The organism is Cellulomonas sp. IC4_254 (assembly GCF_011603975.1).
Classification (GTDB): Bacteria; Actinomycetota; Actinomycetes; order Actinomycetales; family Cellulomonadaceae; genus Cellulomonas.
In genome coordinates, this window is record NZ_JAANNB010000009.1 from 1 (window position 1) to 23,355 (window position 23,355).

Here is a 23,355-nt window from a genome sequence, read left to right on the forward strand (position 1 = left end):
GGGGGGGCGGGGTCAGGGAACGAGCCACGGCGTGAGCGAGCCCCGCGCCGTCAGGAGACGACGGAGGTGAGGGCCTCGCCCAGCTCCTGCGCCTCGGTCGCGTTGAGCTCGACGACGAGTCGGCCACCGCCCTCGAGCGGGACCCGCATGACGATGCCGCGGCCCTCCTTGGTCACCTCGAGCGGACCGTCACCAGTCCTCGGCTTCATCGCGGCCATGCGTGGCTCTCCTTCGCGTCGTCAGCTGGGCCTCCGGGCGCCCGTCACCTCCGCGTCCGCGGGGGGCGGGGCGGGCAGGAGCGGGCCTCCGGCTCCCGGATGTCCAACCCGCAGTCTAGTTCACCGGGGCGACAAGGCGGGGCCGTCCGCGCGCGGCGGGCGCGTCAACCCCCTCGTCAGGCCCCTGCGGCGCGGACGCGCGGGGGTCACGGCGGCCACCCGGACGGCGGCACGAACCGCCAGATGTGCCAGACCCAGACCACCTGGAGCACGAGCATGAGGACCACGACGCCGCCGGTCCACGCCCACCGCGCGGCGCGCGGCCGCGTGACGAGGCCCGCCGTGGCGGCGCCGAGCGGGAACGCCAGCAGCAGGAACCGCGCCAGGCTGCTGCCGGGCTCGACCGCGGCCGCGAGGTACAGCAGGTAGGCGGCCGACCAGGCGTGCAGCTCCCGGCCGAGCCGCCAGGCCGACGGCGTGACCAGGCACGCGACCACGAACGCGGCGGCCGCGAGCACCACCAGGGGCGCCGCGCCCCCGAACCAGAACGCGGGCACGTACGTCCAGCCCGCGAACGGCGCGGTCGTCGCGGCGCCGCGCCACGCCTCCTGGGTCTGCAGGTACGCGTCGGGCACCCCGGTGACCCAGCCGCAGATCGCGAGCCACGCGAACCCCGACACCACCGCGGCGACCCCCACGGCCGCGATGCCGGCGAGGTCGCGACCCGGGGGCCGCTCCCCCGCCGCGCGCCACTCGCGCCAGCGCACCAGCGCGTGCACCGCGACGACGACGGCCACGGGGAGCGCGACGGCGCGGGTGAACCCCAGCGCGAGCACCGCGGCGCACGCCCAGCCGTACCGCCGGGTGACGATCGCGAGCAGCGAAGCGGCGACCAGGAGCAGGGCGAGCGACTCCGTGTAGCCGACCTGGAGCACCACCGACGTCGGGAACACGCTGACCAGCAGCACCGTGGCCAGCGGCAGCCCCGGGCGCGCGGCCACGGCGCGAGGCGCCCCGCGCACCACCACGCGGTGCACCAGCAGCACCGCCCCGGCCCCCGCGAGCAGGGACACGGTGGGTGCGACCACGGCCCACGACCCGCCGGTGACCGTCATCAGCGCGCGCACCAGGAACGGGTACAGCGGGAAGAACGCCCACGCGTTCTGCTGCACGACGCCGTCGACGCCGACCGGCAGCTGCGCGGGGTACCCGCCCTCGGCGATGGTCCGGTACCAGGTCGCGTCCCACATCAGGCCCGTGTAGTCCGCGTAGCCCGGGGAGGCGTCGGTCCAGCCGCTGGCCGCCTGCCGGGTGGCGACGACGAGCAGCACGACGGCGGAGAACGCGCGGGCGGCGCCGTACACCGCGAGCGCCTGCGCCCACCACGGCCAGGTGCGGGGGTCGAGGGCGCGCCGCGCGGGGGCGTCCGCCGGCGCGGCGCCGCCGGAGCCGTCCGCGCCGGGCCCCGCCGCCCCGGGGCCGGCCGTCACGCGAGACCCCGCACGGCCCGCGCCGGCGGGGCGTCGCCGCGGATCGCCGCGACCATGTCGACGGTGCGCCGCGTCGCCCGGACGTCGTGCGCCCGGAACACCCGCGCGCCGAGCCAGGCGGCCAGCGAGGTCGCGGCGAGGGTGCCCTCCAGCCGGTCCTCGGGCGGCAGGTCGAGCGTCTCCCCGACGAAGTCCTTGCGGGACAGCGCGACCAGCACCGGGTGCCCGAGCGCGGTCAGCGCGGCCGTGCGCCGCACCAGGTGCAGCGAGTGCCAGGTGCTCTTGCCGAAGTCGTGCGTCGGGTCCACCAGCACGCTCGCCGGGTGCACGCCGAGGTCGACGGCCCGCGACGCCGCCGCCCGCAGCGTCGCGAGGACGTCGAGCAGCACCCCGTCCCGGGGGTCCGCGTCCGCGGGGGCGTCGTCGGGCAGCGGGTACGACACCCGCAGCGGGTCGGTGCGCGGCGGCAGCCCGCCCGTGTGCGAGCACACCACGCCCAGCCCGCGCTCCGCGGCGACCTCGACGAGCGCCGGGTCGTGCCCGGCCCAGGTGTCGTTGAGCAGGTCAGCGCCAGCGTCGGCGGCGGCGCGCGCGACCTCCGCCCGCCAGGTGTCCACGCTGACCAGGAGGTCGGGGTGCCGGCGGCGGACCCGCTCGACCAGCGGGACGACCCGCGCGATCTCCTCCGCCGCGTCGACGGCCGGGCCGCGCCCGGCGCGCACGCCACCGAGGTCGACCAGGTCGGCGCCCTCCTCCTCGGCGCGCGCGACGGCCGCGTCGGCCCCGGCGTCGTCGTACCGGGCGGCGGCGTAGAACGAGTCGGGCGTGCGGTTCACGACCGCCATCACGACGGGGCGGCCGGGCCCGAACCAGCGGCCGCGGAGCAGCAGCGGCGCACCCGGCGCGGGGACGCCCGCGCCGCCGGCGGGCTCAGCGCCCACCCGGGGCGTCCTCCGCCTCGTCCGCCACCTCCGCCTCGGCCTCCTCCTGCGCCCGCTCCGCCTCCGCCGCCGCCGCGCGCTCGGCGGCCCGCAGCTCCACGCCCCGGTCGCGCACGATCTGCACGGCCTCCTCCGGGTCGTCGACCAGCCGGATCAGCGCGAGGTCGGCCTCGCGGATCATGCCGCGCTCCAGCACCGGGCCACGCAGCCAGTCGAGCAGCCCCTGCCAGTAGTCGGTCCCGACCAGGACGATCGGGAACTCGGTGACCTTGTGCGTCTGCACCAGCGTCAGCGCCTCGAACAGCTCGTCGAAGGTGCCGAACCCGCCGGGCAGCACGATGAAGCCCTCGGCGTACTTCACGAACATCGTCTTGCGGGCGAAGAAGTACCGGAAGTTGACCCCGAGGTCGACCCACGGGTTCATGCCCTGCTCGAACGGCAGCTCGATGCCGAGCCCGACCGACAGCCCGCCGGCCTCCGAGGCGCCCTTGTTCGCGGCGGACATGATGCCGGGCCCGCCGCCGGTGATGACCGCGTAGCCGGCCTCGGCCAGCCGCCGGCCGACCTCCTCGCCGAGCGCGAAGTCCGGGTGCTCGGGCAGCGTGCGCGCGGAGCCGAACACGCTGACGGCGGGGCCGAGCTCCGCGAGGGCGCCGAAGCCCTCGACGAACTCGCTCTGGATCCGCATGACCCGCCACGGGTCGCCGTGCAACCAGTCGGCGCCGTCGCCGCCGGACAGCAGCCGCTGGTCGGACGTGGTGGTCGGGATCTGCCCGCGCCGCAGCAGCACGGGGCCCTTGCGGTAGCCCGAACCCGGCACGGGAACGCCGTCGTCGCTCATGGCCCCGACTCTACGGTCCGTGGCGGTGCACGCACCGGGGCACCCGGCGGCGGCCGGGTGAACCCCGCGTGACCGGCTGGGTCAGGCCGTCAGCCAGGCCCGGAGCGCGTCGTGGCACAGCGCGAGCTGGGCGACCGGCAGGCGCTCGTCGTCCTTGTGCGCGAGCAGCGGGTCGCCGGGGCCGAAGTTGACCGCGGGCACCCCGAGCTCCGAGAACCGGGCGACGTCCGTCCAGCCGTACTTCGGCGCCGGGGCCCCGCCGGTGACGCCGAGCACCGCGGCGGCGAACTCGGCCGCGGCCGGGTCGTCCAGCCCGGGGCGCGCACCGGCGGCGGAGTCGGTGACGACGACCTCGAAGCCGTCGAGCAGGTCGCGCACGTGCGCCTCCGCCTCGGCGACGGACCGGGACGGCGCGAACCGGTAGTTCACGGTCACGACGCAGCGGTCGGGCACCACGTTGGTCGCGACGCCGCCGCTGATCAGCACCGCGTTGAGCCCCTCGCGGTACACCAGGCCGTCCACCTCGACCGACGCCGGCTCGTACGCCGCCAGCCGCGCGAGCACCGGCGCGGCCCCGTGGATCGCGTTCACCCCGGTCCAGGCGCGCGCCGAGTGCGCGGCGACGCCCGGCACCCGGACCTCGGCACGCAGCGTGCCGTTGCACCCGCCCTCCAGGCCCGCGTCCGTCGGCTCGCACAGCACCGCGAAGTCGGCCGCGAGCCAGTCGGGGTGCTCCCGCGCGATCCGGCCCAGGCCGTTGAGCGACGCCTCGACCTCCTCGTGGTCGTAGAACACCCAGGTGACGTCCCGCGTCGGCTCGGTCAGCGCGGCCGCGAGCGCCAGCTGCACCGCGACCCCGCCCTTCATGTCGACCGTCCCGCGGCCCCAGAGCACCGCGTCCGCGCCGGCGCCCTCGAGCCGGGTCGGCAGGTTCGCGGGGTCCGTGGTCAGCGGCACGGTGTCGATGTGCCCGGCGACCACGACCCGCGCGGCCCGGCCCAGGTGCGTCCGGGCGACCACCGCGTCGCCGTCGCGCAGCACCTCGAGGTGCGGGTACCCGCGCAGGGCGGCCTCCACCGCGTCGGCCAGCGCCGCCTCGTCGCCGCTCACGGAGGCGATGTCGCAGATCGCGGCGGTGAGGGTCGTGAGGTCGGCGGTCAGGTCGAGCGGGGTGGTCGTCGTCACGCCCGCGACCCTACCCGCGGACGGTCCCCGCCTCGCCGGCGGCCCCTAGGCTGGACGCCATGACCGACCGCACCGCCTGGGCCTGGGGCCTGGCCACCGTCTCCGACTCCCTCGTGCTGGACACCTGGTACCCCCAGCCCGCGCTGGGCGAGGTGCCGCCGGCCGCGGAGTGCCCCGAGGAGCTGGCGGCGCTGGTCACGACGGACCCGGCCCGCGGCACGCGCACCGAGACCGTGCTGACCGTGATCGACCTGGACGCCGAGCCGGTCGACACCGCCGACGCGTACCTCCGGCTGCACCTGCTGTCCCACCGGCTCGCGGCGCCGAACACGCTCAACCTCGACGGCATCTTCGCCGCGCTGCCGAACGTGGTGTGGACCGACCACGGGCCCTGCGCGGTCGACGGCTTCGAGACCACCCGCGCCCGCCTGCGCGCCGCGACCGGTCGTCCCGTCACGGTGTACGGCGTCGACAAGTTCCCGCGGATGGTCGACTACGTGCTCCCCTCGGGCGTGCGGGTCGCCGACGCCGACCGCGTCCGGCTCGGGGCGCACCTCGCCGCCGGCACCACGGTGATGCACGAGGGCTTCGTGAACTTCAACGCCGGCACGCTCGGCACGTCGATGGTCGAGGGCCGCATCTCGCAGGGCGTCGTCGTCGGCGAGGGCAGCGACATCGGCGGCGGCGCGTCCATCATGGGCACGCTGTCCGGCGGCGGGCGCGAGCGGGTGTCGATCGGCGAGCGGTCGCTGCTCGGCGCGAACGCCGGCCTCGGCATCACGCTCGGCGACGACTGCGTCGTGGAGGCCGGCCTGTACCTGACCGCCGGCACCAAGGTGACCCTGGTCGGCCAGACCGGCGAGGACGGCGCCCCGCGCGTCGTCAAGGCCCGCGAGCTCTCCGGCTCCGACGGCGTGCTGTTCCGGCGCAACTCGCTCACCGGCGGCGTCGAGGCCGTCGCGCGCACCGGCACCGGCATCACGCTCAACGCCGCCCTGCACGCGAACTGACGCCGTGGCCCGCCGCAGCAGCACGGCCTCGCGCCTCGGCTGCGCCGCGCTCGCCGCCGTCGTCCTGCTGGCCGGTGCCGTCGGCGCGGTGGTCTGGGCGCTCGGCGGGACCTCGCCCGCACCGGCGTCCCGGCGGTGCACCGCGACCGTCGATGGCACCGCGTGGGCGCTGTCGGCCGACCAGGCGGACAACGCCGCGCTGATCGCCGCGACCTCCGCGCAGCGGGGCCTGCCCGCGCGCGCCGCGACCATCGGGCTCGCGACCGCGCTGCAGGAGTCCCGGCTGATCAACATCGACTACGGCGACCGCGACTCCGTCGGGCTGTTCCAGCAGCGCCCCTCCCAGGGCTGGGGCACCGTCGAGCAGATCATGGACCCGGTGTACTCGACCGGGAAGTTCTACGACGGGCTGGTCGCCGTGCCCGGGTACACCGAGCTCCCGGTGACCGAGGCCGCTCAGGCCGTGCAGCGGTCCGGGTTCCCGGACGCGTACGCCCAGCACGAGGGCCGGTCCCGGGCGTGGGCGTCGGCGCTGACCGGCTGGACGCCCGCGACGCTGGACTGCGACCTCGACCCGGCGACGGGGCCCGGGAACGTCGACACGGTAGCCGCGCGCGTGCAGCGGGACTTCGGCGGGTCGGTGTCGACGGCCGTCGACGGCTCGGCCGACGGGTCGACGGGCCCCGTGGTGCTGCTCGACGTCGCGGGGCTGACGGCCGCGACCGGCGGCGACCCGGTGCGCGCGTCCTGGGCGGTGGCGCAGTGGTCGGTCGCCGTGGCGGAGGCGCTGGCCGTCGAGGCGGTCGAGGTCGGGGACAGCCGGTGGGAGCGCGGCGGCGAGGGGTGGGTCGCGGGCGGCGCGGCGGCCGACGCCGGTGCGGTCCCGGAGGGCACGGTCGCCCTCACCCTGGCCGCGGCCCCCTGACGCCCGGCCCGGCGGTCAGCGGAGGGACGCGAAGGCGGTGATCTCCTCGCGGAGCTGCTCCGCGAGCTCGGCCAGACCCGCGCCCTGGGCGTCCGAGCCGCCGCCCGCGGCCGCCGCGACCGCCTCGACCTGGCCGGACATGCCCGCCACGATCTCGTCGATCCGCCCGATCGCGCGGCCGGCCTGGTCGGCGACGGCCTGCGCCTCGGACACCTGCCGCGCGATGTCGTCCGAACGGCCGGCGGAGTCGTCGGCGAGGGCCCGCACCTCCTGGGCGACGACCGCGAACCCACGCCCCGCCTCTCCCGCCCGCGCCGCCTCGATGGTCGCGTTGAGCGCGAGCAGCCGCGTGCGGCTGGCGATCGCCTTGACCAGCCCGGCGGCCTCGTCGATCTGCCCGGAGGTGTCGGCGAGCTCCCGGACCGTGGCCCGGGAGTCCCGCGCGGCGGTGGTGGCCTGCTCGGCCGCGGCACCGAGGGCGGCGGCCGAGGACGCGAGCCGCTGGGCGCTCTCGGCGACCCGCTCGGCGACCGCGACCATCCGCTCGGCCAGGTCGGCCCGCTCCGCCCGGTCCCGCGCGGTGGCGGACGCCGCCCGCCCCAGGTCCGCCCGCGCGCCGTCGATCCGCGCCGCGCCCTCCCGGAACGCCCCCGGCATCCCGCGCCGCAGGAACCGGCGGTGGAACCGGCCCTCGCCCGCCGCGGTCAGCGACGCCTGGGACTCGCGGACGTAGGCGTCGACCAGATCGGCCAGCCGGTTCAGCGACGCGCGGGCGCGGCGCACGGCGGGGTCGTCCCCGAGCGCCGGCAGCCGGCCCTCGAGGTCCCCCGCCGCGATCCGCTCGCAGAACGCGGCGATCGCCTCCAGCGCGGCCGCCTCGGTCGAGTGGTGCTCCCCCGGCACCACCGCCGGCGCTCGCCTCGTCCTCGCGGTCATGCGGCACCCCCGTCGGCGTCGTCGCGGCCGGCGAGCGACCACACCCACGCGTCGTACGTCAGCCCGGCGTCGTCCAGTGCCGCACCCAGCGCGGCCGCCCCCGCGGCGAGCGCGTCCGGCGTGCTGCCCTGCGCGTCCTCCGCCGCCCGCACCCGGGCGTACAGGTCGGCGACGGTGCGCCGCGTGCCCGGCGGCACCCAGCGGCGGTTCGAGTGGTACCCGACCACCTGGCCGTCCCGGCCGCGCGAGGCGGTGACGTGCGCGAGCACCCAGTAGTGCCCGCCGTCCGCCGCGAGGTTCAGCACGTACGCGAACAGCTCCTGACCCGTGGGGATGACGTCCCACATGAGCCGGAACACCGCCCGCGGCATGGCCGGGTGCCGGATGAGGTTGTGCGGGGCGCCGAGGATCTCGTCCTCGGCGTACCCGCTGACGCGCACGAACACGTCGTTCGCGTACGTGACGACCCCGTGGGGGTCCGTCTTGGAGACGATGATCTCCTCGGGCCCGAAGGCCCGCTCGACGCCGGTCGGCCGTACCGCGCGTCGCCCACGCGCGGGTCCTGGCCGCCGGCCGGTACCGCGCCGGTGCGCGGCCTCGGTGGGCGACATGCCCCCCGGATCGGTCCGGCTCGTCGGGTTCTGACCGGTTCGTCCGGCTCGATCCGGGGGAAGCGCTCGCCCGGTCGGGCGAGCGCGGGGTCAGCGCTCCTCGACCGGGACGAAGGTCCGCTCCGGCGAGCCCGAGTACACCTGGCGCGGGCGGCCGATCTTGGTCTGCGGGTCGGTCATCATCTCCCGCCACTGCGCGATCCAGCCGGGCATCCGGCCGAGCGCGAACAGCGGCGTGAACATGCGCTCGTCGAAGCCCATCGCCTTGTAGATCAGGCCGGTGTAGAAGTCGACGTTCGGGTAGAGCTTGCGCGAGATGAAGTACTCGTCGGACAGCGCGATCTCCTCGAGGGTGCGCGCGATGTCCAGCAGCTCGTTGTCCTTGCCGAGCGCGGCGAGCACCGCGTCGGCGCTCTCCTTCACGATGGCGGCGCGCGGGTCGTAGTTCTTGTAGACCCGGTGCCCGAAGCCCATGAGCCGGACGCCCTGCTCCTTGTTCTTGACCCGGCGCATGAACTCCGTGGCGTCGCCGCCGTTCGCCTGGATCTCGGCGAGCATCTTCAGCACGGCCTCGTTGGCGCCGCCGTGCAGCGGGCCGGACAGGGCGTTGATGCCCGCGGCGACCGACGCGTACAGGTTCGCGTGGCTGGAGCCGACGATCCGCACGGTCGAGGTCGAGCAGTTCTGCTCGTGGTCGGCGTGCAGGATGAGCAGCTTGTCGAGGGCACGGACGACGGTGGGGTCGACGTCGTACTGCTGGTACGGGACGGCGAACGTCATCCGCAGGAAGTCCTCGATGTACCCGCGCGAGTAGTCCGGGTACAGCAGCGGCTCGCCCCGGGACGTGCGGTGCAGGTACGACGTGATGGTGCGGGTCTTCGCGAGGATGAGCACGGTCGCGAGCTCGACGGTCGCGGGGTCGAACGGGTCGAGCGACTCCGGGTAGAACGTCGGCAGCGCGTTGATCGCCGACGACATGACCGCCATCGGGTGCGCGCCCGAGGGGAAGGTGCCCATGAAGGTGCGGAAGTTCTCGTGCACGAACGTGTGCCGGTTGATCCGCTCGACGAACGCCTCGAGCTGGTCCGTCGTGGGCAGCTCGCCGTTGATGAGCAGGTAGGCGACCTCGAGGAACGACGACCGCTCCGCGAGCTGGTCGATCGGGTACCCGCGGTAGCGCAGGATGCCGGCGTCGCCGTCGATGTAGGTGATCTGCGACTCGCAGGACGCGGTGTTCATGAAGCCGGGGTCGACGGTGACCAGGCCGGTCTCGCGCAGCAGCGACGACACGACGACGCCGTCGTTGCCCTCGGTCGCGCGCACCACCGGCAGGTCGTGCGGGGTGCCGTCGACGACCAGCTGGACAGGCTCGGTGGTGACGTCGGACATGGCGCTCCTCCTCGGGCGGTGTGCGGGGCTCGGACCTCGGTCCGGTCCGCGAGGTCGTGCAGGTCAGGTTGCCGGCGGCCGCTGCGGTGCGGGCGCGCACCACGGGGGTGGCTCGGCCTGCGTCGAGGCTACGTGCCGTCCGGGGGCGGAACCATCCCGGGAGCGGCGCGAGGCGCTGTGACGAGGGTCACACGCTCGCTCGCAGGTCGCGCGCCCCGCGGCGAGCGACCGGGCGGGTCAGCGCGCGCCGACCGCCGCCAGCCGCGCAGCCGCCGCCGCGATCCGCTCGTCGGTCCCGGTGAGCGCGATCCGCACGTGCCTCGGCGCGCCGTAGAACGACCCGGGCGCGACGAGGACGCCGCGCTCGGCCAGGCGGCCCACGGTGGCCCAGCAGTCGTCGTCGCCCTCGGCCGGCCGCGCCCACAGGTACAGCCCGGCCGCCGACCGGTCGACGACCAGCCCGGCGCCCGCGAGGGCCGCCAGCAGGGCGGTCCGCCGCGCGCGGTACCGCTCGCGCTGCTCGGCCACGTGCGCGTCGTCGCCCAGCGCGGCCGTCATCGCGGCCTGCACCGGTGCCGGCACGATCATGCCGACGTGCTTGCGGGTCGCGAGCAGGTCGGCCACCAGCGCCGGGTCGCCCGCCGCGAAGGCCGCGCGGTAGCCCGCGAGGTTGGACTGCTTGGACAGCGAGTACAGCGCGAGCAGGCCGGTCACGTCGCCGCCGGTCACCCGCGGGTCCAGCACGCTCGGCACGCCGTCGGACGCCCAGGGCTCGTCCCACGCCAGCTCGGCGTAGCACTCGTCCGACGCCACCACGACGGGCCGGCCGGTGCGCGCCGCGGCGGCGCGGGCGGCGTCGACCACGGCGCGCAGCTCGTCGACGCCGAGCACCCGGCCGTCCGGGTTGCCCGGGCAGTTCAGCCACACCAGCCGCACGCGGTCGCCGTCTGGGCCGGCGAGCAGCGCGGCCGGGTCGTCGGTCGCGACCGGCTCCGCGCCGGCCAGCCGCGCACCGACGTCGTACGTCGGGTAGGCGGCGGCCGGGTGCGCGACCAGGTCCCCCGCGCCCAGGCGCAGCAGCGCGGGCAGCAGGGCGACGAGCTCCTTCGAGCCGACGGTCGGCAGCACGCCCGCCGGGTCCAGGCCGGGGACGCCGCGGCGCCGGGCGTACCAGGCGACGACGGCCTCGCGCAGCGCGGGCGTGCCCCAGGTCTGCGGGTAGCCGGGCGCGTCGGCGGCGTCCGCCAGCGCGCGCCGGACCACCTCGGGCGTCGGGTCCACGGGCGTGCCCACGGACAGGTCGACGATGCCGTCCGGGTGCGCGCGCGCCCGGTCCCCGTACGCCGTCAGGGTGTCCCAGGGGAAGTCCGGCAGCGCGCCGGTGTGCAGACCCACGCGCCTACTCGCCGCGCACCTGGAGCGGCAGCGTGGCGATGACGGGGTGGTCCTTCTCGATCACGCCCATCTTGGCCGCGCCGCCCGGCGAGCCCAGGTCGTCGAAGAACTCGACGTTCGCCTTGTAGTACTCGCTCCACTGCTCGGGGACGTCGTCCTCGTAGTAGATGGCCTCGACCGGGCACACCGGCTCGCAGGCGCCGCAGTCCACGCACTCGTCGGGGTGGATGTACAGCGACCGCTTGCCCTCGTAGATGCAGTCGACCGGGCACTCCTCGATGCACGCCTTGTCCTTGACGTCCACGCAGGGCTGGGCGATCACATACGTCACGGTGTCCTCCACGCGCCCCGGCCTCGTCGGTCGGGCGCGGTCCGGGTCGGCTCGGGCTGGCTGCTCCTAGTATCGCTCACCTGCGCACGACCGGCGCAGCAGGGGACGACGAGACGGGGACCACACGTGAGCAGCGACGACGCGGGCCCCGCCGACGCCCGCGGGCAGGGCGGTCCCGGGGACGGCCCGGCGCACGCCCCGTGGCGCGCGTGGCGGGTCGGTCAGCGCGTCGTCGTCCGCCGCCGCCAGCCGCCGGGCGAGCCGCAGCCGTACACCGACGTCCTGGGCGACCTCGTCGCGGTGGACGACGACGGCGTCACCGTGCGCACCCGACGAGCGGGCGACGTGCGCGTGCCCGGCGCGGAGATCGCGCTGGGCAAGGTCGTGCCGCCCGCCCCGCAGCGGCGCCCGCGGCGCTGACCGCCCGGCTCAGCCCGCCGGGGCCGCCGTCGCCGGGTCCGCCCCGCAGACCACCTTGTTCTGCGCCTTGTAGGTCCAGGTCGACGGCTCGACGGCGACGACCTCGCCGTTGAGCTTGATGGTCCGGGTGTTCGTGATCCGGAAGCCCGGGTTGCCCGCGGACTGCGGCGAGCACGTCGCGGACTGCGAGTACACCGTGGTCGGCTGCACGACGTTGGTCTTCGGGCCGGCCTCGGTGGTCACCTCGAAGTACGGGGTGCTCCAGATCCGGACCCAGGTCTTGCCGTCGGCGACGTACGCCTGGACCAGCGCGCCGTAGGGGGTGGTGTTCTTCCACCGCATGTCGAGCGTGCCGGTGAACAGCGTCGCCTCGCGGCCGGCCGGGTACCGGGTGAACCACTCGGAGTGCGGCTTGTGCTCCACGTCCTCCATGCCGGCGAAGTACGCGGCGTTGTACGTGGTGGTCGACAGCTGGGACAGCCCGCCGCCCCAGGCGTCCGTGTGCTCGCCGCTGACGATCGCGCCGGCGGTGGTGAAGCCGTGCGCGGCGTCGATCGGGCCGAGCGCGTCGGTCAGGCTGAAGGTCTCCCCCGGCCGGACCAGCGTGCCGGAGATGGCGGCGGCGCCCGCGGCGATGTTCTGCGTGCGGCGCGGCTCGGAGGTCAGCGGGGTGGAGAACTCCGAGACGACCGTGGTCACGCCGAGCGCCTGCAGCGCCTCGGTGGTCTGCGCGGGGTCGGACTCGACCAGCTCGACCGCGGCGTCCCGCTGGTCCGCCTGGGTCGCGTCCGCGACCGCCGTGGCGAGCGTCGCCGGGTCCAGCGTGGTGCCGGGCGTCCCGGGGACGATCACCGGGGAGCCGTCCTGGAACTCGAACCGCGCGTCCGAGGCGGTGGTGAGCAGGTTCGTGGACCGCGCGAGCACGGCCTCGACCAGCGCGGCGCCGTCCATCTGCAGCACCAGCTCGTCGTCCTGCGGCACCATCGACGCCGCCGCGGCGAGCACGTCCACGGGCAGCTCGACCGTCTGGCCGGCGACCTGGACGGCGACCGGGGCGGCCACCACGCGCGACGCGACGTCCTGCAGCGCGGCGTCGGTGGCCTCCTGGGTGATCGCCGGCGCGACCACCTCGGTGGCGAGCTCGAGCGGGCGCGCCGCGGTCAGCCAGGTGTCGACCAGCGTCGCCCGCGCCGCGTCGTCGTCCAGCGCCCAGCCGTCCTCGGCGGCGACCGCGTGCGCCTCGCCGTCCGCGAACGCGATCGAGCCGTCGACCGGCGCCAGGGTCAGCGACCCGGACAGCTGCTCGACGGCGGCGTCCAGCGCCGGCTCGTCGACGACCGTGACCGGGTCCTCCGCGCCGCCGCCCACGAGGTGCCGCCACAGCCGCTGCGGGCGCAGGTCCGCGCCGGTGAGCCGGTCGACGGTGGCGGACGCGTCGAACGTGAGGCCCGCGGTGGCCGGGTCGACCGTGCCGGACATGTCCTGCGCGCTGACCGGCACGGGCTCGGTCGCGAGGTCGCCGAGCCCGTCGGTCAGGGCCTGCTCGGCGCGGGCGGCGGTCATGCCGCCGATCTCGACGCCGGCGACGGTCGTGCCGCGCGGGACCCGGTCGGCCAGGGCGAAGGCCGCGCCGACGTAGGCGCCCGCGAGGACCACGACGACCCCGCCGACGATCAGCGTCGTGCGCAGCCAGCGGCGCCGCGGGCGGTCGGGCTCGAACTCGTCCAGCGGGGACCACGACTCCGCGGGCCCCTCGCCGTCCACGACGGGCTCGGTGCCCTCCGCGCTGCCCTTCGCCATCCAGGTTCCCCCTCGCGAGTGCGCGGCGCCGGGATCAGGGCGCCGCGACCGCCGATTCTACGGCCGCCACCCGCCGGCGACCCGCGCCGGTGCCCCGGTTTGGGCCGGTTCGCAGGTCACGACTTCGCAACGACGTCGGCGCCGGTGCCGACCCCGCCGAGCGCGGGCCTGGGTCGGGTCTCGGCGCGGGCCGGGGTGCGGGTCTGGGCGCGGGCTCGGGTCGGGTCCCGGCGCGGGCCGGGGTGCGGGTCAGCGCAGCCCGCGCACCCGTCGGCGCAGGTGGACGAGGGAGCCCGCCGCCGGGTCGCCCTCGCGCGACTCCAGGACGTCCGCCAGCACGACGTCGTGGTCCCCGGCGGGCACGATCCGGGAGGTCCGGCACTCGAACCACGCGGCCGCGTCGGACACCCAGGCGGCACCCGACCGCGGCGCCGCCACGTGCGGCACCCGGTCCAGCTGCCCGACGGCGGGTCGTCCGGGCGAGGCGAGCCAGTCCGCGACCGGGGCCTGGTCGTCCGCGAGCACGCTGACCGCCCAGGTGTCGACGTCGTCGAGGGCGTCCCGCAGCCGCGCGTCCTGGTGCACGCAGAGCAGCAGCATCGGCGGGTCCAGCGACACGGAGGTCAGCGCCGAGGCGGTCATCGCGTGGTCGGTGCCCTTCCAGCGCACGGACACCACGACCACGCCCGCCGGCAGCCGACCCATCGCGGCCCGGAACGCGTCCGTGGCCGCGGCGGACCCGGGCGGCGCGGACCCGTCCCCGTAGAGCGGGTCGACCTCGGTCACGACGCGCTCGGGCGGCGCCCGCGCAGCGGCACGTCGGCGAACCAGCGGCGCGGGGCCAGCGCCACGGCGAGCGCGACCGCCAGCGCGCCGAGCGCCCAGGTCCAGCCGAGGACCGCGTCGCCGCCCGGCACCAGCACGTCCCCGCCCGGGCCGAACCCGGACAGCACCTGCACGCTGCCGAACAGCCCCACCAGCAGCCCCACCGACGCGACCCAGCCGCCCCACGCCCGCGCGGTCACCGAGGCGGCGAGCACGAGCAGCAGGCAGACGACGAGCCCCCAGGGCCGGACGGACCGGTGCATCACGGTGCCGACGGCGCCGACGAGGACGCCGAGCAGCAGGGCGCCGAGGGCGCGGAGGACCATCCGGGTCGTCAGGGGCTGCACGCGCGCCAGGCTACCCCGCCGAGCTCGGCAGTCCGCGCGCGAGGTCGGCACCTCCAGCTGCCGACCTCGGCACCGGGCTGCCGAACTCGGGCGGCCGGGCTCAGAGCGGGAGCGGGGCGGCCGGGGCGCGGCCCGGGGCCCAGGTGTACGACTCCGTCGGGAGCACCGGGGCCAGGACGAGGTTGGACAGGGCGTAGCAGGCCACCGCGTCCGGGTGGTCGAGCGGCGTCACGGCCTGCACCTGGGTGGCGTGCGCGCGCAGCGCGGCCAGCACGCGGTCCCGGACGGGCAGCACGTCGACGACCAGGTCCGCGGGCGCGTCGGTCGCGACGGACGGCAGCGGCCCTGTCGGGTCGGGCAGCGTGAGCGGGGCCTCGCGGGTCGCGCGGCGGTCGTCGGCGGCGGCGGCCAGCACGGCGCGGGACACGGGGTCGGTCGCGAGGGCGGCGTACCCCGCGCGGAGGGCGGCGGCGGGCGCGACGGCCCACGCGACGGCCGGCGCCCAGCGGTCCTCGCCGGCTCCCGAGTCCGGACCCGCGCCCGCGGCCAGCTCGACCGCCCGCATCGTGATCGCGTGCGCCCGCACGTGGTCCGGGTGCCCGTAGCCCCCGCCCGGCTCGTAGGTCACGACCACGTCCGGCCGCCGTGCGCGCAGCAGCAGGGCCAGCCGCCCCGCGGCCTCGTCCAGCGGCACCGCCACGAGCGCCCCCGCGGGGACGTCCGCCGCGGCCCCGGCCCGCCCGGTCCCGACCCAGGCCATCCCCGAGTCCTCGTACCGGGTCCCGTGCGCCGACCGGGCAGCAGACGTCCCCTCGACCCGCCCGGAGGGGACATCTGCTGCCCGCTCGGCGAGGTCTACGGGGAGCGGGAGGGTGTCCAGGAACAGCTGGGTCGCGCCCAGGGCGGCGGCCGCGGCCGCGATCTCGGACTCCCGGTGCCCGGCCAGCGCGGGACCGTCGCCCTCCAGGGCGGCCAGCGCGGCGCCGATGACCTCGCCGCGCTCGCCGCGGGTGCAGGTCACGACCGTCGCGGGCAGCCCGGCCGCGGCCCAGGTGGCCAGGAGCGCGCCGGTGGACAGCGTCTCGTCGTCCGGGTGCGCATGCACCGCGAGCACGCCACCCGTGCGGGTCGGCGTGCTCGCGGTCGTGCTCATGCGCGGGGCGTCAGGCGCGCTTGGTGCGGGCCACGGCCCGGGCGCGCTCCGTCTGGTCCAGGATCACCTTGCGGATCCGCACCACCTCGGGGGTCACCTCGACGCACTCGTCCTCGCGGGCGAACTCCAGCGACTCCTCGAGGGTCAGGTGCCGCGGCGGCACCAGGTTCTCGAAGTTGTCGGCCGTGGAGGAGCGCATGTTGGTGAGCTTCTTCTCCTTGGTGATGTTGACGTCCATGTCCTCGGCGCGGGAGTTCTCGCCGACGATCATGCCCTCGTAGACCTCCTGCGTCGGGTCGACGAAGAACGACCCGCGCTCCTGCAGGTTGATCATCGCGAACGGCGTCACGACGCCGGCGCGGTCGGCGACCAGCGAGCCGGCGACCCGCGTCTCGATGGGGCCGGCCCACGGCTCGTAGCCCTCGGCGATCGAGGACGCGATGCCGGTGCCGCGGGTGTCGGTGAGGAACCGGGTGCGGAAGCCGATGAGGCCGCGCGACGGGACCAGGAACTCCATGCGGACCCAGCCGGTGCCGTGGTTCGACATCGTCTCCATGCGGCCCTTGCGCTGCGCGAGCAGCTGCGTGACGGCGCCCAGGTACTCCTCGGGGACGTCGATCGTCATGCGCTCGACCGGCTCGTGCACCTTGCCGTCGATCTTCTTGGTGACGACCTGCGGCTTGCCGACGGTGAGCTCGAAGCCCTCGCGGCGCATCTGCTCGACCAGGATCGCCAGCGCCAGCTCGCCGCGGCCCTGCACCTCCCAGGCGTCGGGGCGGTCGGTCGGGACGACGCGGAGCGACACGTTGCCGATGAGCTCCGAGTCGAGGCGGTCCTTGACCTGGCGCGCGGTGACCTTGTGGCCCTTGCCGCCCTTGCCCGCCAGCGGCGAGGTGTTGATGCCGATGGTCATGGAGATGGCCGGGTCGTCGACCGTGATGAGCGGCAGCGGCCGCGGGTCGTCGGGGTCGGTCAGCGTCTCGCCGATGGTGATGTCGGCGATGCCCGCGACGGCGACGATGTCGCCGGGGCCGGCCTTGTCGGTCGGGACGCGGTCGAGCGCCTTGGTCTCGAGCAGCTCGGTGATGCGGACGTTCTGCATCGTGCCGTCGTGCCGGGCCCAGGCCACGGTCTGGCCCTTGGTGAGCTCGCCGTTGAAGATGCGCAGCAGCGCGAGCCGGCCGAGGAACGGCGAGGCGTCGAGGTTGGTGACGTGCGCCTGCAGCGGCGCGCCCTCGGTGTACGTCGGCGCCGGGATCTTCTCGAGGATCGTCCGGAACAGCGGCTCCAGGTCCTCCGAGTCCGGCAGGCCGCCGTCGGCGGGCTGGGTCAGCGACGCGCGGCCGGCCTTGGCGGCGGCGTACACGACCGGGACGTCCAGGATCGCGTCGAGGTCCAGGTCCTCGACCTCGTCGTGCAGGTCGGAGGCCAGGCCCAGCAGCAGGTCCGTGGCCTCGGCGACGACCTCGGTGATCCGGGAGTCGGGGCGGTCGACCTTGTTGACGACCAGGATCACCGGCAGCTTCGCGGCGAGCGCCTTGCGCAGCACGAACCGGGTCTGGGGCAGCGGGCCCTCGGACGCGTCGACCAGCAGCACGACGCCGTCGACCATCGACAGGCCGCGCTCGACCTCGCCGCCGAAGTCGGCGTGGCCCGGGGTGTCGATGACGTTGATCGTGATGCCGTCGGGCTCGCCCACCGCGGCCGCCGCGGGGCCGGCGTACCGGACCGCGGTGTTCTTCGCGAGGATCGTGATGCCCTTCTCGCGCTCGAGGTCACCGGAGTCCATCGCGCGCTCGTCCACGTGCGCGTGCGCGCCGAAGGCGCCGGACTGGTGGAGCATCGCGTCGACCAGCGTGGTCTTGCCGTGGTCGACGTGCGCGACGATCGCGACGTTGCGCAGGTCGCCGCGCACGCGCGTGCCCGTGGGCGAGGTGGGCACAGTCATGTCAGGACTCGTTTCCGCGAGGAAGTGGGGAGATGAGGGGCGCGACGACGTCGAGCGCCGATCAAGTGTACGCGCACGCGCGCCCCGGCACGAGGAGGGGTCGTGCCGGGGCGCGCGCGGTGGTGCTGAGCGGGGCGGGTCAGGCCCCGTCGCCGCCGCCGCGCGGGCGGATGTTGCCGTCGTACCGGCCCGCGTTCGTGATCTGCTCGTCCTCGAACGCCTGGACGCGCTGCCCGTCGGCCACCGCGTGCTCGGCGGCGGACGTGCCGGCCGGCGCGGCCGCGGCGAGCAGCCGGTCGCGCTCCTCGCGGCGCAGCTTCTGCTCGGCCGGGTTCGGCACGGGCACCGCGGCGAGCAGCCGCCGGGTGTAGTCCTGCTGCGGCGAGCGGAGGATCTGCTCGCGCGGGCCGACCTCGACGAGGTCGCCCTTGCTCATCACGGCGATCCGGTTGGACAGGATCTCCACGACCGCGAGGTCGTGGCTGATGAACAGGCAGGCGAACCCGTACTCGCGCTGCAGCTCCTGGAACAGCTCGAGCACGCGCGCCTGCACCGACACGTCCAGCGCGGAGGTCGGCTCGTCGGCGATGAGCAGCTTGGGCGACAGGGCCAGGGCGCGGGCGATGCCGACGCGCTGGCGCTGGCCGCCGGACAGCTCGTGCGGGTAGCGGTTCCGCATGGCGCGCGGCAGGTGCACCCGGTCGAGCAGCGACTCGACGCGGCGGTCCAGGTCGGCGCCCGAGGCGATCTTGTGCAGCTTGAGCGGCTCGCCGATGGACTCGCCGATCGGCAGCCGCGGGTTCAGCGAGGAGCCCGGGTCCTGGAACACGATCGACACGTCCTGGCGGACGGCGCGCAGGTCCTTCGGCTTGATGCCGGCGAGCTCGACGCCGTTGACCGAGAGCGAGCCGCCGGCGACCGGCAGCAGGCCGACCGCGGCGCGGCCGACGGTGGTCTTGCCGGAGCCGGACTCGCCGACCAGGCCGACGACCTCGCCCTTGCCGATGGTCAGGTCGATGCCGTTGATGGCGCGGAACGCGGGCACGCGGCCACGGCCCGGGTACTCGATGACCAGGCCCTTGGCCTCGAGCGCGAAGCCCGGGGCGGCGGCCGGCGCGGCGGTGCCGAACGGGTCGACGCCCGCGCGCTCGGTCACCTGCGCGGTGCCCTCGGCCACGGCGACCGGGTGCTCGCCGTTCAGGCCCTGCGCGGCGTAGGTCTCGGACCCGAGGTGCGGGACGGCGTCCAGCAGCTGGCGCGTGTACTCGTGCTGCGGGCGGTTGAACACCTCGTCCGCCGAGCCCGACTCCACGACGCGGCCGTTCTTCATCACCATGACGCGGTCGGACAGGTCCGCGACCACGCCCATGTCGTGGGTGATGAGGATGATGCCGGCGTCGACGCGGTGCCGCAGGTCGCGCATGAGCTTGAGGATCTCGGCCTGGACGGTCACGTCGAGGGCCGTGGTCGGCTCGTCGGCGATGAGCAGCTTCGGCTCGCAGGCGAGCGCCTGGGCGATCATCGCGCGCTGGCGCTGGCCGCCGGACAGCTGGTGCGGGTACTTGTCGACCGACTCCTCCGGGCTCGGCAGGTCGACCAGGCGCAGCAGCTCGATCGCGCGCTCGCGCGCCTGCTTCGGCGTCATGTCGAAGTGCACGCGCAGGGTCTCGATGATCTGGAACCCGACGGTGTAGACCGGGTTCAGCGCGGTCATCGGCTCCTGGAAGATGACGGCGACCTCGTTGCCGCGCACCCGGCTGAGCTGCTTGTGGTTCAGCCCGAGCAGCTCGCGGCCGGCCAGCTTCGCCGAGCCCGACGAGCGGCCGTTCGGGGGCAGCAGGCCGATCAGCGACATCGACGACTGCGTCTTGCCGGAGCCGGACTCGCCGACGATCGCGAGGACCTCGCCCGGGCGGACGTCGTAGCTGACGTCCTGGGCGGCCGGGAACCACTCGCCGTCGACGAAGAACTCGACCGTGAGGTCGCGGACCTCGAGGATCGGCGCCTTGGCGTCGACGCCCGGGCCGCCGGGGGCGGTGGCGTAGTCAGTGGTCACGGTTCACGAGATCCTTCCGTGGGACGACCCGATGTGGGCGGGCCGCGCGACGTCGAGAGGGGCGGTCGTCCGCTGGTCTGGGACGATGGCCGCATGGTCTCGGCGGACGTGGTGGAGTACAGGCCGGCCTTCGGCCGGGTTCTGGCGGTGGTCGTGGCGGTCCTGGGCCTCGGTGGCCTCGTGACCGGGCTGGTGGCCGACGCGGGGGCCACGTGGCCCTACGTGGCACCGGTGCTGCTGGTGGTGCTCTGGGTGTGGGCGGCCTACTGGCGCCCCGCCGTGCTCGTCAGCCCCGCGGGCGTCGAGCTGCGGAACGTGACCCGGACGATCGAGCTGCCCTGGCCGACGATCCAGCGGGTGGACACCCGCTACGCGCTCACGCTGCACACCGCCTACGGCGACTACGCCGCGTGGGCCGCACCCGCGCCGAGCCGGGCCCGGGTGGCCACCGCCGGCAAGGACGACGTGGCGAACCTCCCCGGCTCGACCTACGGCCCCGGCGGGACGGTGCGCCCCGGCGACCTCGCGTCGAGCGCCTCCGGTCAGGCGGCGATCATCGTGCGGGCCCGCTGGGAGGAGCTGCGCGACGCGGGCGTCCTGGACGACCCCCGCCTCGAGCGCGCCACCCCGCGGGTGCGCTGGCACGCCGGCACGCTGGCCGCGATCGTCGTGCTGATCGCGGCCAGCGTGCTGGCCGTGGCGCTCTGACACGTCAGGCCCTGGCCGCGGCCCGCGCCTGGGACTTCTTGGCCTTCCGCGCGTCCGCGCGGGCGAGGGCCCGCTTGGTCGGGATGCGCCGCTGCCGCGGGTCGAAGGCGTCCCGGAGGCCGTCGCCGATGAAGTTCACGCACAGCGCGATCGTCACGATGAACAGGCCGGGCCACCAGAACAGCCAGGGCCGCGTGGCGAACGCGGTCTGGTACTCGTTGATGAGCTGGCCCAGCGACACCTCGGGGCTGTTGATGCCGAAGCCCAGGTAGGACAGCGCGGTCTCCAGCAGGATCGCCGAGGCCATGAGCAGCGTCGCGTTGACGATGATCACGCCGACGGCGTTCGGCAGGATGTGCTTGAACATGATCCGGCCGTTGGAGGCGCCGGCCACGCGGGCCGCGTCCACGAACTCCCGCTCGCGCAGGGTGAGGAACTGGCCGCGCACGAGCCGCGCCATGTTCGTCCACGACACCAGCGACAGAGCGATGGCCAGCGACCAGGGGTTCGCGCCGCCGACCAGAACGCCGAGGATGGCGCCGATCATGATGACCGGGATCGTGATGATCATGTCGGTGAACCGCATGAGCAGGTCGTCCAGGCGGCCGCGGAAGAACCCGGCCGCGGCGCCGACCAGCACGCCGATCGTGGTGGACAGCAGGCCGATGACGACCATGACGGTCAGCGACTGCTGCGTCCCGCGCATCACGAGGGCGAAGCCGTCGTGGCCGATGTTGTCCTGGCCGAACGGGTGCTCGCCGAACGTGAAGCCGCCGTTCTCGAAGCCCATCGTCGGGGCGCCGCCGGCGTTCACGATGTCGCTGGTCTCGCGGTAGCCGTACTTCCACCAGCCGGGGATCGGGCCCCAGCCGATGGACGTGGTCACCAGGATGACGACGCCGAGCAGCACGATCGCGGAGATCATCGCGCCGCGGTGCCGGAGGAACCGCCGCAGGACGATGCGGCCCTGCGACAGGCCCTCGACCTCCTTGAGCTCGATCGCGTTCTCGGTGTTCTCGATCGTGGCCTTCGGGTCGGTGATGCCCTCGTTCGGCTCGAGGGGAGGAGTGATGCTCATGAGTTCACCCGGATCCGGGGGTCGAGCGCCGCGTACACGAAGTCGACGACGATGTTGGCGAGGACGAGGAGCGTGCCGGTCACGAGGAAGTACCCCATGATCGGGTCCGCGTCCTTGGCGCCGAGGGACTTGATGAACAGCGCGCCCATGCCGCTCCACGAGAAGATGCGCTCGGTGATGATCGCGCCGCCGAACAGGGCCGCGATGTCGAGCGGCACGACGGTGGCCAGCGGGATGAGCGCGTTGCGGAACGCGTGCCGCGTGGTGACGACCCGCTCGGACAGGCCCTTGGCCCGCGCGGTGCGGATGTAGTCCTGGTTCATGACCTCGAGCAGGCTCGCCCGGGAGTACCGGGTGTAGCTCGCGAACGAGATGAGGATCAGGGCGATCGTCGGCAGGACCAGGTGCGTGAACTTGTCGAGCGACTGGACCCAGAAGTCGCCGGACAGGCCCGGCGTCTGCGACCCGATGGTCGCGATGGGCCGGCCGTTGATCTGCGAGGCGTTCGAGTACGGGTACCAGACCGCCATGACGCGGTCGACGAACAGCAGCACGCCGACGCCGATCGCGGTGACCGCGGCGGCACGCATCGAGACGACGCGGTCGTAGCCGCCGAACAGGTAGCCGACCACGAGGCCCACCGCGAGGGCGGCGACGGCGAGCAGCGCCATCAGGCCCCAGCTCGCGTTCACGAACGCGTACTGCAGCGGGTAGTAGAGCGCGGCACCGATCACGGCGGTGGTCAGGGAGGCGTAGAGCGCGCGGCGGTTCTGCAGGCCGGCGGTCAGCGCCACGATGCCGAACGCGATGCCGACGCCGAGGGCGAGCACGCCCACCAGGCCGAGGCTCGGGTCCAGCAGCCAGCCGGTGTTCGAGATGAACAGCAGCGCGCCGGCGGTCGCGACGACCGCGGCGCCGAACGACACCCACCGGGTGCGCGTCGTGCCGCCGATGATCGACGACCACAGCACGCCGGAGATCACGGACAGCAGCGCGATCCACAGCGGCGGGACGTGCGGGTTCGCGAGGAAGTCGTTGAAGCCGATGGCGCCCCAGAGCTTGAGGAGCACGGCGACCCAGAAGGACGGCAGCGAGTACAGGACGAACGACATGAACGTCACGCTGTAGTCGAACCGCGTGTACTGGCGCAGCGCCGAGACGATGCCGACGAGCACGCCGAGGCCGATCGCGAGGAACGTCGACGCGGCGACGAGCTGCACGGTGCTCGGGATCGCGGTGCTGAGCAGGGCGGACACCGGCTGCCCCGTGACCCAGCTGGAGCCGAGGTCACCGGTGAGCAGCGAGCCCAGCCACTTGAAGTACCGGATGACCGGCGGGGTGTCCAGGTCCAGCGCCTGGATCCGTGCCGCGATCAGCGCCTCCTTGTTGGGGGCGGTGCTGGTCCGCAGCTCCTCGAGGGGGTCGAGGGAGTACGCGAGGAGCATGTAGACGATGAACGTCGCTCCGAGCAGCACGATCGCGGACGACACGAGGCGTCGCCCGAGGAAGGTCAGGGTGGGCGCCGCGTTCCTGAACCAGGAACGGCGGGCCGTGACCGGTGCGTCGGGCGCGGAGCGCGCGCCGGAGGCACGGGTCGTCACAGAGGTGGCCATGGGGTCCTTGCCTCACGGGAAGGGGGGTACTCGCAAAGCGCAAGTGTAGGCACTCCCGGTAGGGGTGCTGCGCCTCGGGCCGGGGTCGGCCGTGAGTGCCGCTACGGCTGTGGTACTAGGGGCACGGCAACGGGG

Annotated in this window: 22 protein-coding genes; 4 read left to right on the forward strand and 18 right to left on the reverse strand. The window is 75.0% G+C overall.

Annotated elements, in window-relative coordinates; genetic code table 11:
- Positions 1–50: 50 nt before the first annotated feature.
- From G6556_RS01910 to dapE, 5 genes are all read right to left on the reverse strand, one after another.
- Positions 51–218: a DUF3117 domain-containing protein gene (locus G6556_RS01910; protein WP_082812748.1), complete on the reverse strand. Its 168-nt coding sequence runs from the start codon at positions 216–218 to the stop codon at positions 51–53.
- Positions 219–424: 206 nt separating this feature from the next.
- Positions 425–1,708 (reverse strand): hypothetical protein, encoded by a 1,284-nt coding sequence (locus tag G6556_RS01915; RefSeq protein WP_166938102.1) that lies wholly within the window; start codon positions 1,706–1,708, stop codon positions 425–427.
- Positions 1,705–2,649, reverse strand: a complete 945-nt coding sequence (folP, locus tag G6556_RS01920; RefSeq protein ID WP_166938104.1) for a dihydropteroate synthase — start codon at positions 2,647–2,649, stop codon at positions 1,705–1,707. The genes G6556_RS01915 and folP overlap by 4 nt, the downstream gene beginning before the upstream one ends.
- Entirely contained in the window at positions 2,639–3,490 is an 852-nt protein-coding gene (locus tag G6556_RS01925) for a TIGR00730 family Rossman fold protein (protein WP_166938106.1), read from the reverse strand. The genes folP and G6556_RS01925 overlap by 11 nt, the downstream gene beginning before the upstream one ends.
- 81 nt (positions 3,491–3,571) lie before the next feature.
- Entirely contained in the window at positions 3,572–4,675 is a 1,104-nt protein-coding gene (dapE, locus tag G6556_RS01930; RefSeq protein WP_166938108.1) for a succinyl-diaminopimelate desuccinylase, read from the reverse strand.
- A 59-nt stretch (positions 4,676–4,734) separates the two neighbouring features.
- Here dapE and dapD point away from each other — a divergent pair, with 59 nt between their 5' ends.
- Together dapD and G6556_RS01940 are read left to right on the forward strand one after the other, a co-directional pair.
- Positions 4,735–5,685, forward strand: a complete 951-nt coding sequence (dapD, locus tag G6556_RS01935) for a 2,3,4,5-tetrahydropyridine-2,6-dicarboxylate N-succinyltransferase (protein ID WP_166938110.1) — start codon at positions 4,735–4,737, stop codon at positions 5,683–5,685.
- 4 nt (positions 5,686–5,689) lie between these two features.
- The gene (locus G6556_RS01940) at positions 5,690–6,610 is read left to right on the forward strand and encodes a hypothetical protein (RefSeq protein ID WP_166938112.1); all 921 of its coding nucleotides are present in this window, start codon (positions 5,690–5,692) and stop codon (positions 6,608–6,610) included.
- Positions 6,611–6,625: 15 nt separating this feature from the next.
- On the opposite strand, the gene G6556_RS19845 is transcribed toward G6556_RS01940, so the two are convergent.
- The 5 genes from G6556_RS19845 to fdxA form a co-directional block, all read right to left on the reverse strand.
- Positions 6,626–7,546 carry a methyl-accepting chemotaxis protein gene (locus tag G6556_RS19845; protein ID WP_166938114.1) on the reverse strand — a complete coding sequence of 307 codons (921 nt, stop codon included), beginning with the start codon at positions 7,544–7,546 and terminating at the stop codon, positions 6,626–6,628.
- Complete coding sequence (locus G6556_RS01950) at positions 7,543–8,157, reverse strand: PAS domain-containing protein (RefSeq protein ID WP_166938116.1); 615 nt, start codon at positions 8,155–8,157, stop codon at positions 7,543–7,545. The genes G6556_RS19845 and G6556_RS01950 overlap by 4 nt, the downstream gene beginning before the upstream one ends.
- A gap of 90 nt (positions 8,158–8,247) precedes the next feature.
- The gene (locus G6556_RS01955; protein ID WP_166938118.1) at positions 8,248–9,546 is read right to left on the reverse strand and encodes a citrate synthase; all 1,299 of its coding nucleotides are present in this window, start codon (positions 9,544–9,546) and stop codon (positions 8,248–8,250) included.
- Positions 9,547–9,783: 237 nt separating this feature from the next.
- Positions 9,784–10,941: a succinyldiaminopimelate transaminase gene (gene dapC / locus G6556_RS01960; RefSeq protein ID WP_166938119.1), complete on the reverse strand. Its 1,158-nt coding sequence runs from the start codon at positions 10,939–10,941 to the stop codon at positions 9,784–9,786.
- A gap of 4 nt (positions 10,942–10,945) precedes the next feature.
- Complete coding sequence (fdxA, locus tag G6556_RS01965; RefSeq protein ID WP_166938121.1) at positions 10,946–11,272, reverse strand: ferredoxin; 327 nt, start codon at positions 11,270–11,272, stop codon at positions 10,946–10,948.
- Positions 11,273–11,398: 126 nt separating this feature from the next.
- Here fdxA and G6556_RS01970 point away from each other — a divergent pair, with 126 nt between their 5' ends.
- Complete coding sequence (locus G6556_RS01970; protein ID WP_166938100.1) at positions 11,399–11,692, forward strand: hypothetical protein; 294 nt, start codon at positions 11,399–11,401, stop codon at positions 11,690–11,692.
- A gap of 9 nt (positions 11,693–11,701) precedes the next feature.
- Here the strand turns inward: G6556_RS01970 and G6556_RS01975 are convergent, their stop codons facing one another.
- From G6556_RS01975 to G6556_RS02000, 6 genes are all read right to left on the reverse strand, one after another.
- Positions 11,702–13,492: a VanW family protein gene (locus G6556_RS01975; RefSeq protein ID WP_166938123.1), complete on the reverse strand. Its 1,791-nt coding sequence runs from the start codon at positions 13,490–13,492 to the stop codon at positions 11,702–11,704.
- Between the two features lie 249 nt (positions 13,493–13,741).
- On the reverse strand, positions 13,742–14,278 hold the full coding sequence (locus G6556_RS01980) for a flavin reductase family protein (RefSeq protein WP_346774669.1): 537 nt from the start codon (positions 14,276–14,278) through the stop codon (positions 13,742–13,744).
- The gene (locus G6556_RS01985; protein ID WP_166938125.1) at positions 14,275–14,664 is read right to left on the reverse strand and encodes a hypothetical protein; all 390 of its coding nucleotides are present in this window, start codon (positions 14,662–14,664) and stop codon (positions 14,275–14,277) included. Before G6556_RS01985 ends, G6556_RS01980 begins: the two co-directional genes overlap by 4 nt.
- A gap of 100 nt (positions 14,665–14,764) precedes the next feature.
- Complete coding sequence (locus G6556_RS01990) at positions 14,765–15,817, reverse strand: PIG-L family deacetylase (RefSeq protein ID WP_166938127.1); 1,053 nt, start codon at positions 15,815–15,817, stop codon at positions 14,765–14,767.
- Between the two features lie 10 nt (positions 15,818–15,827).
- Positions 15,828–17,765 carry a translational GTPase TypA gene (gene typA / locus G6556_RS01995; protein ID WP_166938129.1) on the reverse strand — a complete coding sequence of 646 codons (1,938 nt, stop codon included), beginning with the start codon at positions 17,763–17,765 and terminating at the stop codon, positions 15,828–15,830.
- A 139-nt stretch (positions 17,766–17,904) separates the two neighbouring features.
- Positions 17,905–19,821, reverse strand: coding sequence for an ABC transporter ATP-binding protein (locus G6556_RS02000; RefSeq protein ID WP_166938131.1), 1,917 nt, complete (start codon positions 19,819–19,821; stop codon positions 17,905–17,907).
- Between the two features lie 93 nt (positions 19,822–19,914).
- On the opposite strand from G6556_RS02000, the gene G6556_RS02005 reads away from it, so the two are divergent.
- The gene (locus G6556_RS02005) at positions 19,915–20,529 is read left to right on the forward strand and encodes a PH domain-containing protein (protein WP_166938133.1); all 615 of its coding nucleotides are present in this window, start codon (positions 19,915–19,917) and stop codon (positions 20,527–20,529) included.
- 4 nt (positions 20,530–20,533) lie between these two features.
- On the opposite strand, the gene G6556_RS02010 is transcribed toward G6556_RS02005, so the two are convergent.
- Both G6556_RS02010 and G6556_RS02015 read right to left on the reverse strand, forming a co-directional pair.
- Positions 20,534–21,607 carry an ABC transporter permease gene (locus G6556_RS02010; protein WP_166938135.1) on the reverse strand — a complete coding sequence of 358 codons (1,074 nt, stop codon included), beginning with the start codon at positions 21,605–21,607 and terminating at the stop codon, positions 20,534–20,536.
- Positions 21,604–23,220 carry an ABC transporter permease gene (locus G6556_RS02015; protein ID WP_166938137.1) on the reverse strand — a complete coding sequence of 539 codons (1,617 nt, stop codon included), beginning with the start codon at positions 23,218–23,220 and terminating at the stop codon, positions 21,604–21,606. The genes G6556_RS02010 and G6556_RS02015 overlap by 4 nt, the downstream gene beginning before the upstream one ends.
- Between the last annotated feature and the right edge of the window lie 135 nt (positions 23,221–23,355).

Coding starts and splice junctions, on each gene's coding strand:
- G6556_RS01950 (WP_166938116.1), bottom strand. CDS start 8,157: ATGTCGCCCACCGAGGCCGCGCACCGGCGCGGTACCGGCCGGCGGCCA.
- typA (WP_166938129.1), bottom strand. CDS start 17,765: ATGACTGTGCCCACCTCGCCCACGGGCACGCGCGTGCGCGGCGACCTG.
- G6556_RS01975 (WP_166938123.1), bottom strand. CDS start 13,492: ATGGCGAAGGGCAGCGCGGAGGGCACCGAGCCCGTCGTGGACGGCGAG.
- G6556_RS01910 (WP_082812748.1), bottom strand. CDS start 218: ATGGCCGCGATGAAGCCGAGGACTGGTGACGGTCCGCTCGAGGTGACC.
- G6556_RS19845 (WP_166938114.1), bottom strand. CDS start 7,546: ATGACCGCGAGGACGAGGCGAGCGCCGGCGGTGGTGCCGGGGGAGCAC.
- G6556_RS01955 (WP_166938118.1), bottom strand. CDS start 9,546: ATGTCCGACGTCACCACCGAGCCTGTCCAGCTGGTCGTCGACGGCACC.
- G6556_RS01925 (WP_166938106.1), bottom strand. CDS start 3,490: ATGAGCGACGACGGCGTTCCCGTGCCGGGTTCGGGCTACCGCAAGGGC.
- G6556_RS02015 (WP_166938137.1), bottom strand. CDS start 23,220: ATGGCCACCTCTGTGACGACCCGTGCCTCCGGCGCGCGCTCCGCGCCC.
- G6556_RS02010 (WP_166938135.1), bottom strand. CDS start 21,607: ATGAGCATCACTCCTCCCCTCGAGCCGAACGAGGGCATCACCGACCCG.
- G6556_RS01990 (WP_166938127.1), bottom strand. CDS start 15,817: ATGAGCACGACCGCGAGCACGCCGACCCGCACGGGTGGCGTGCTCGCG.
- dapD (WP_166938110.1), top strand. CDS start 4,735: ATGACCGACCGCACCGCCTGGGCCTGGGGCCTGGCCACCGTCTCCGAC.
- G6556_RS02005 (WP_166938133.1), top strand. CDS start 19,915: ATGGTCTCGGCGGACGTGGTGGAGTACAGGCCGGCCTTCGGCCGGGTT.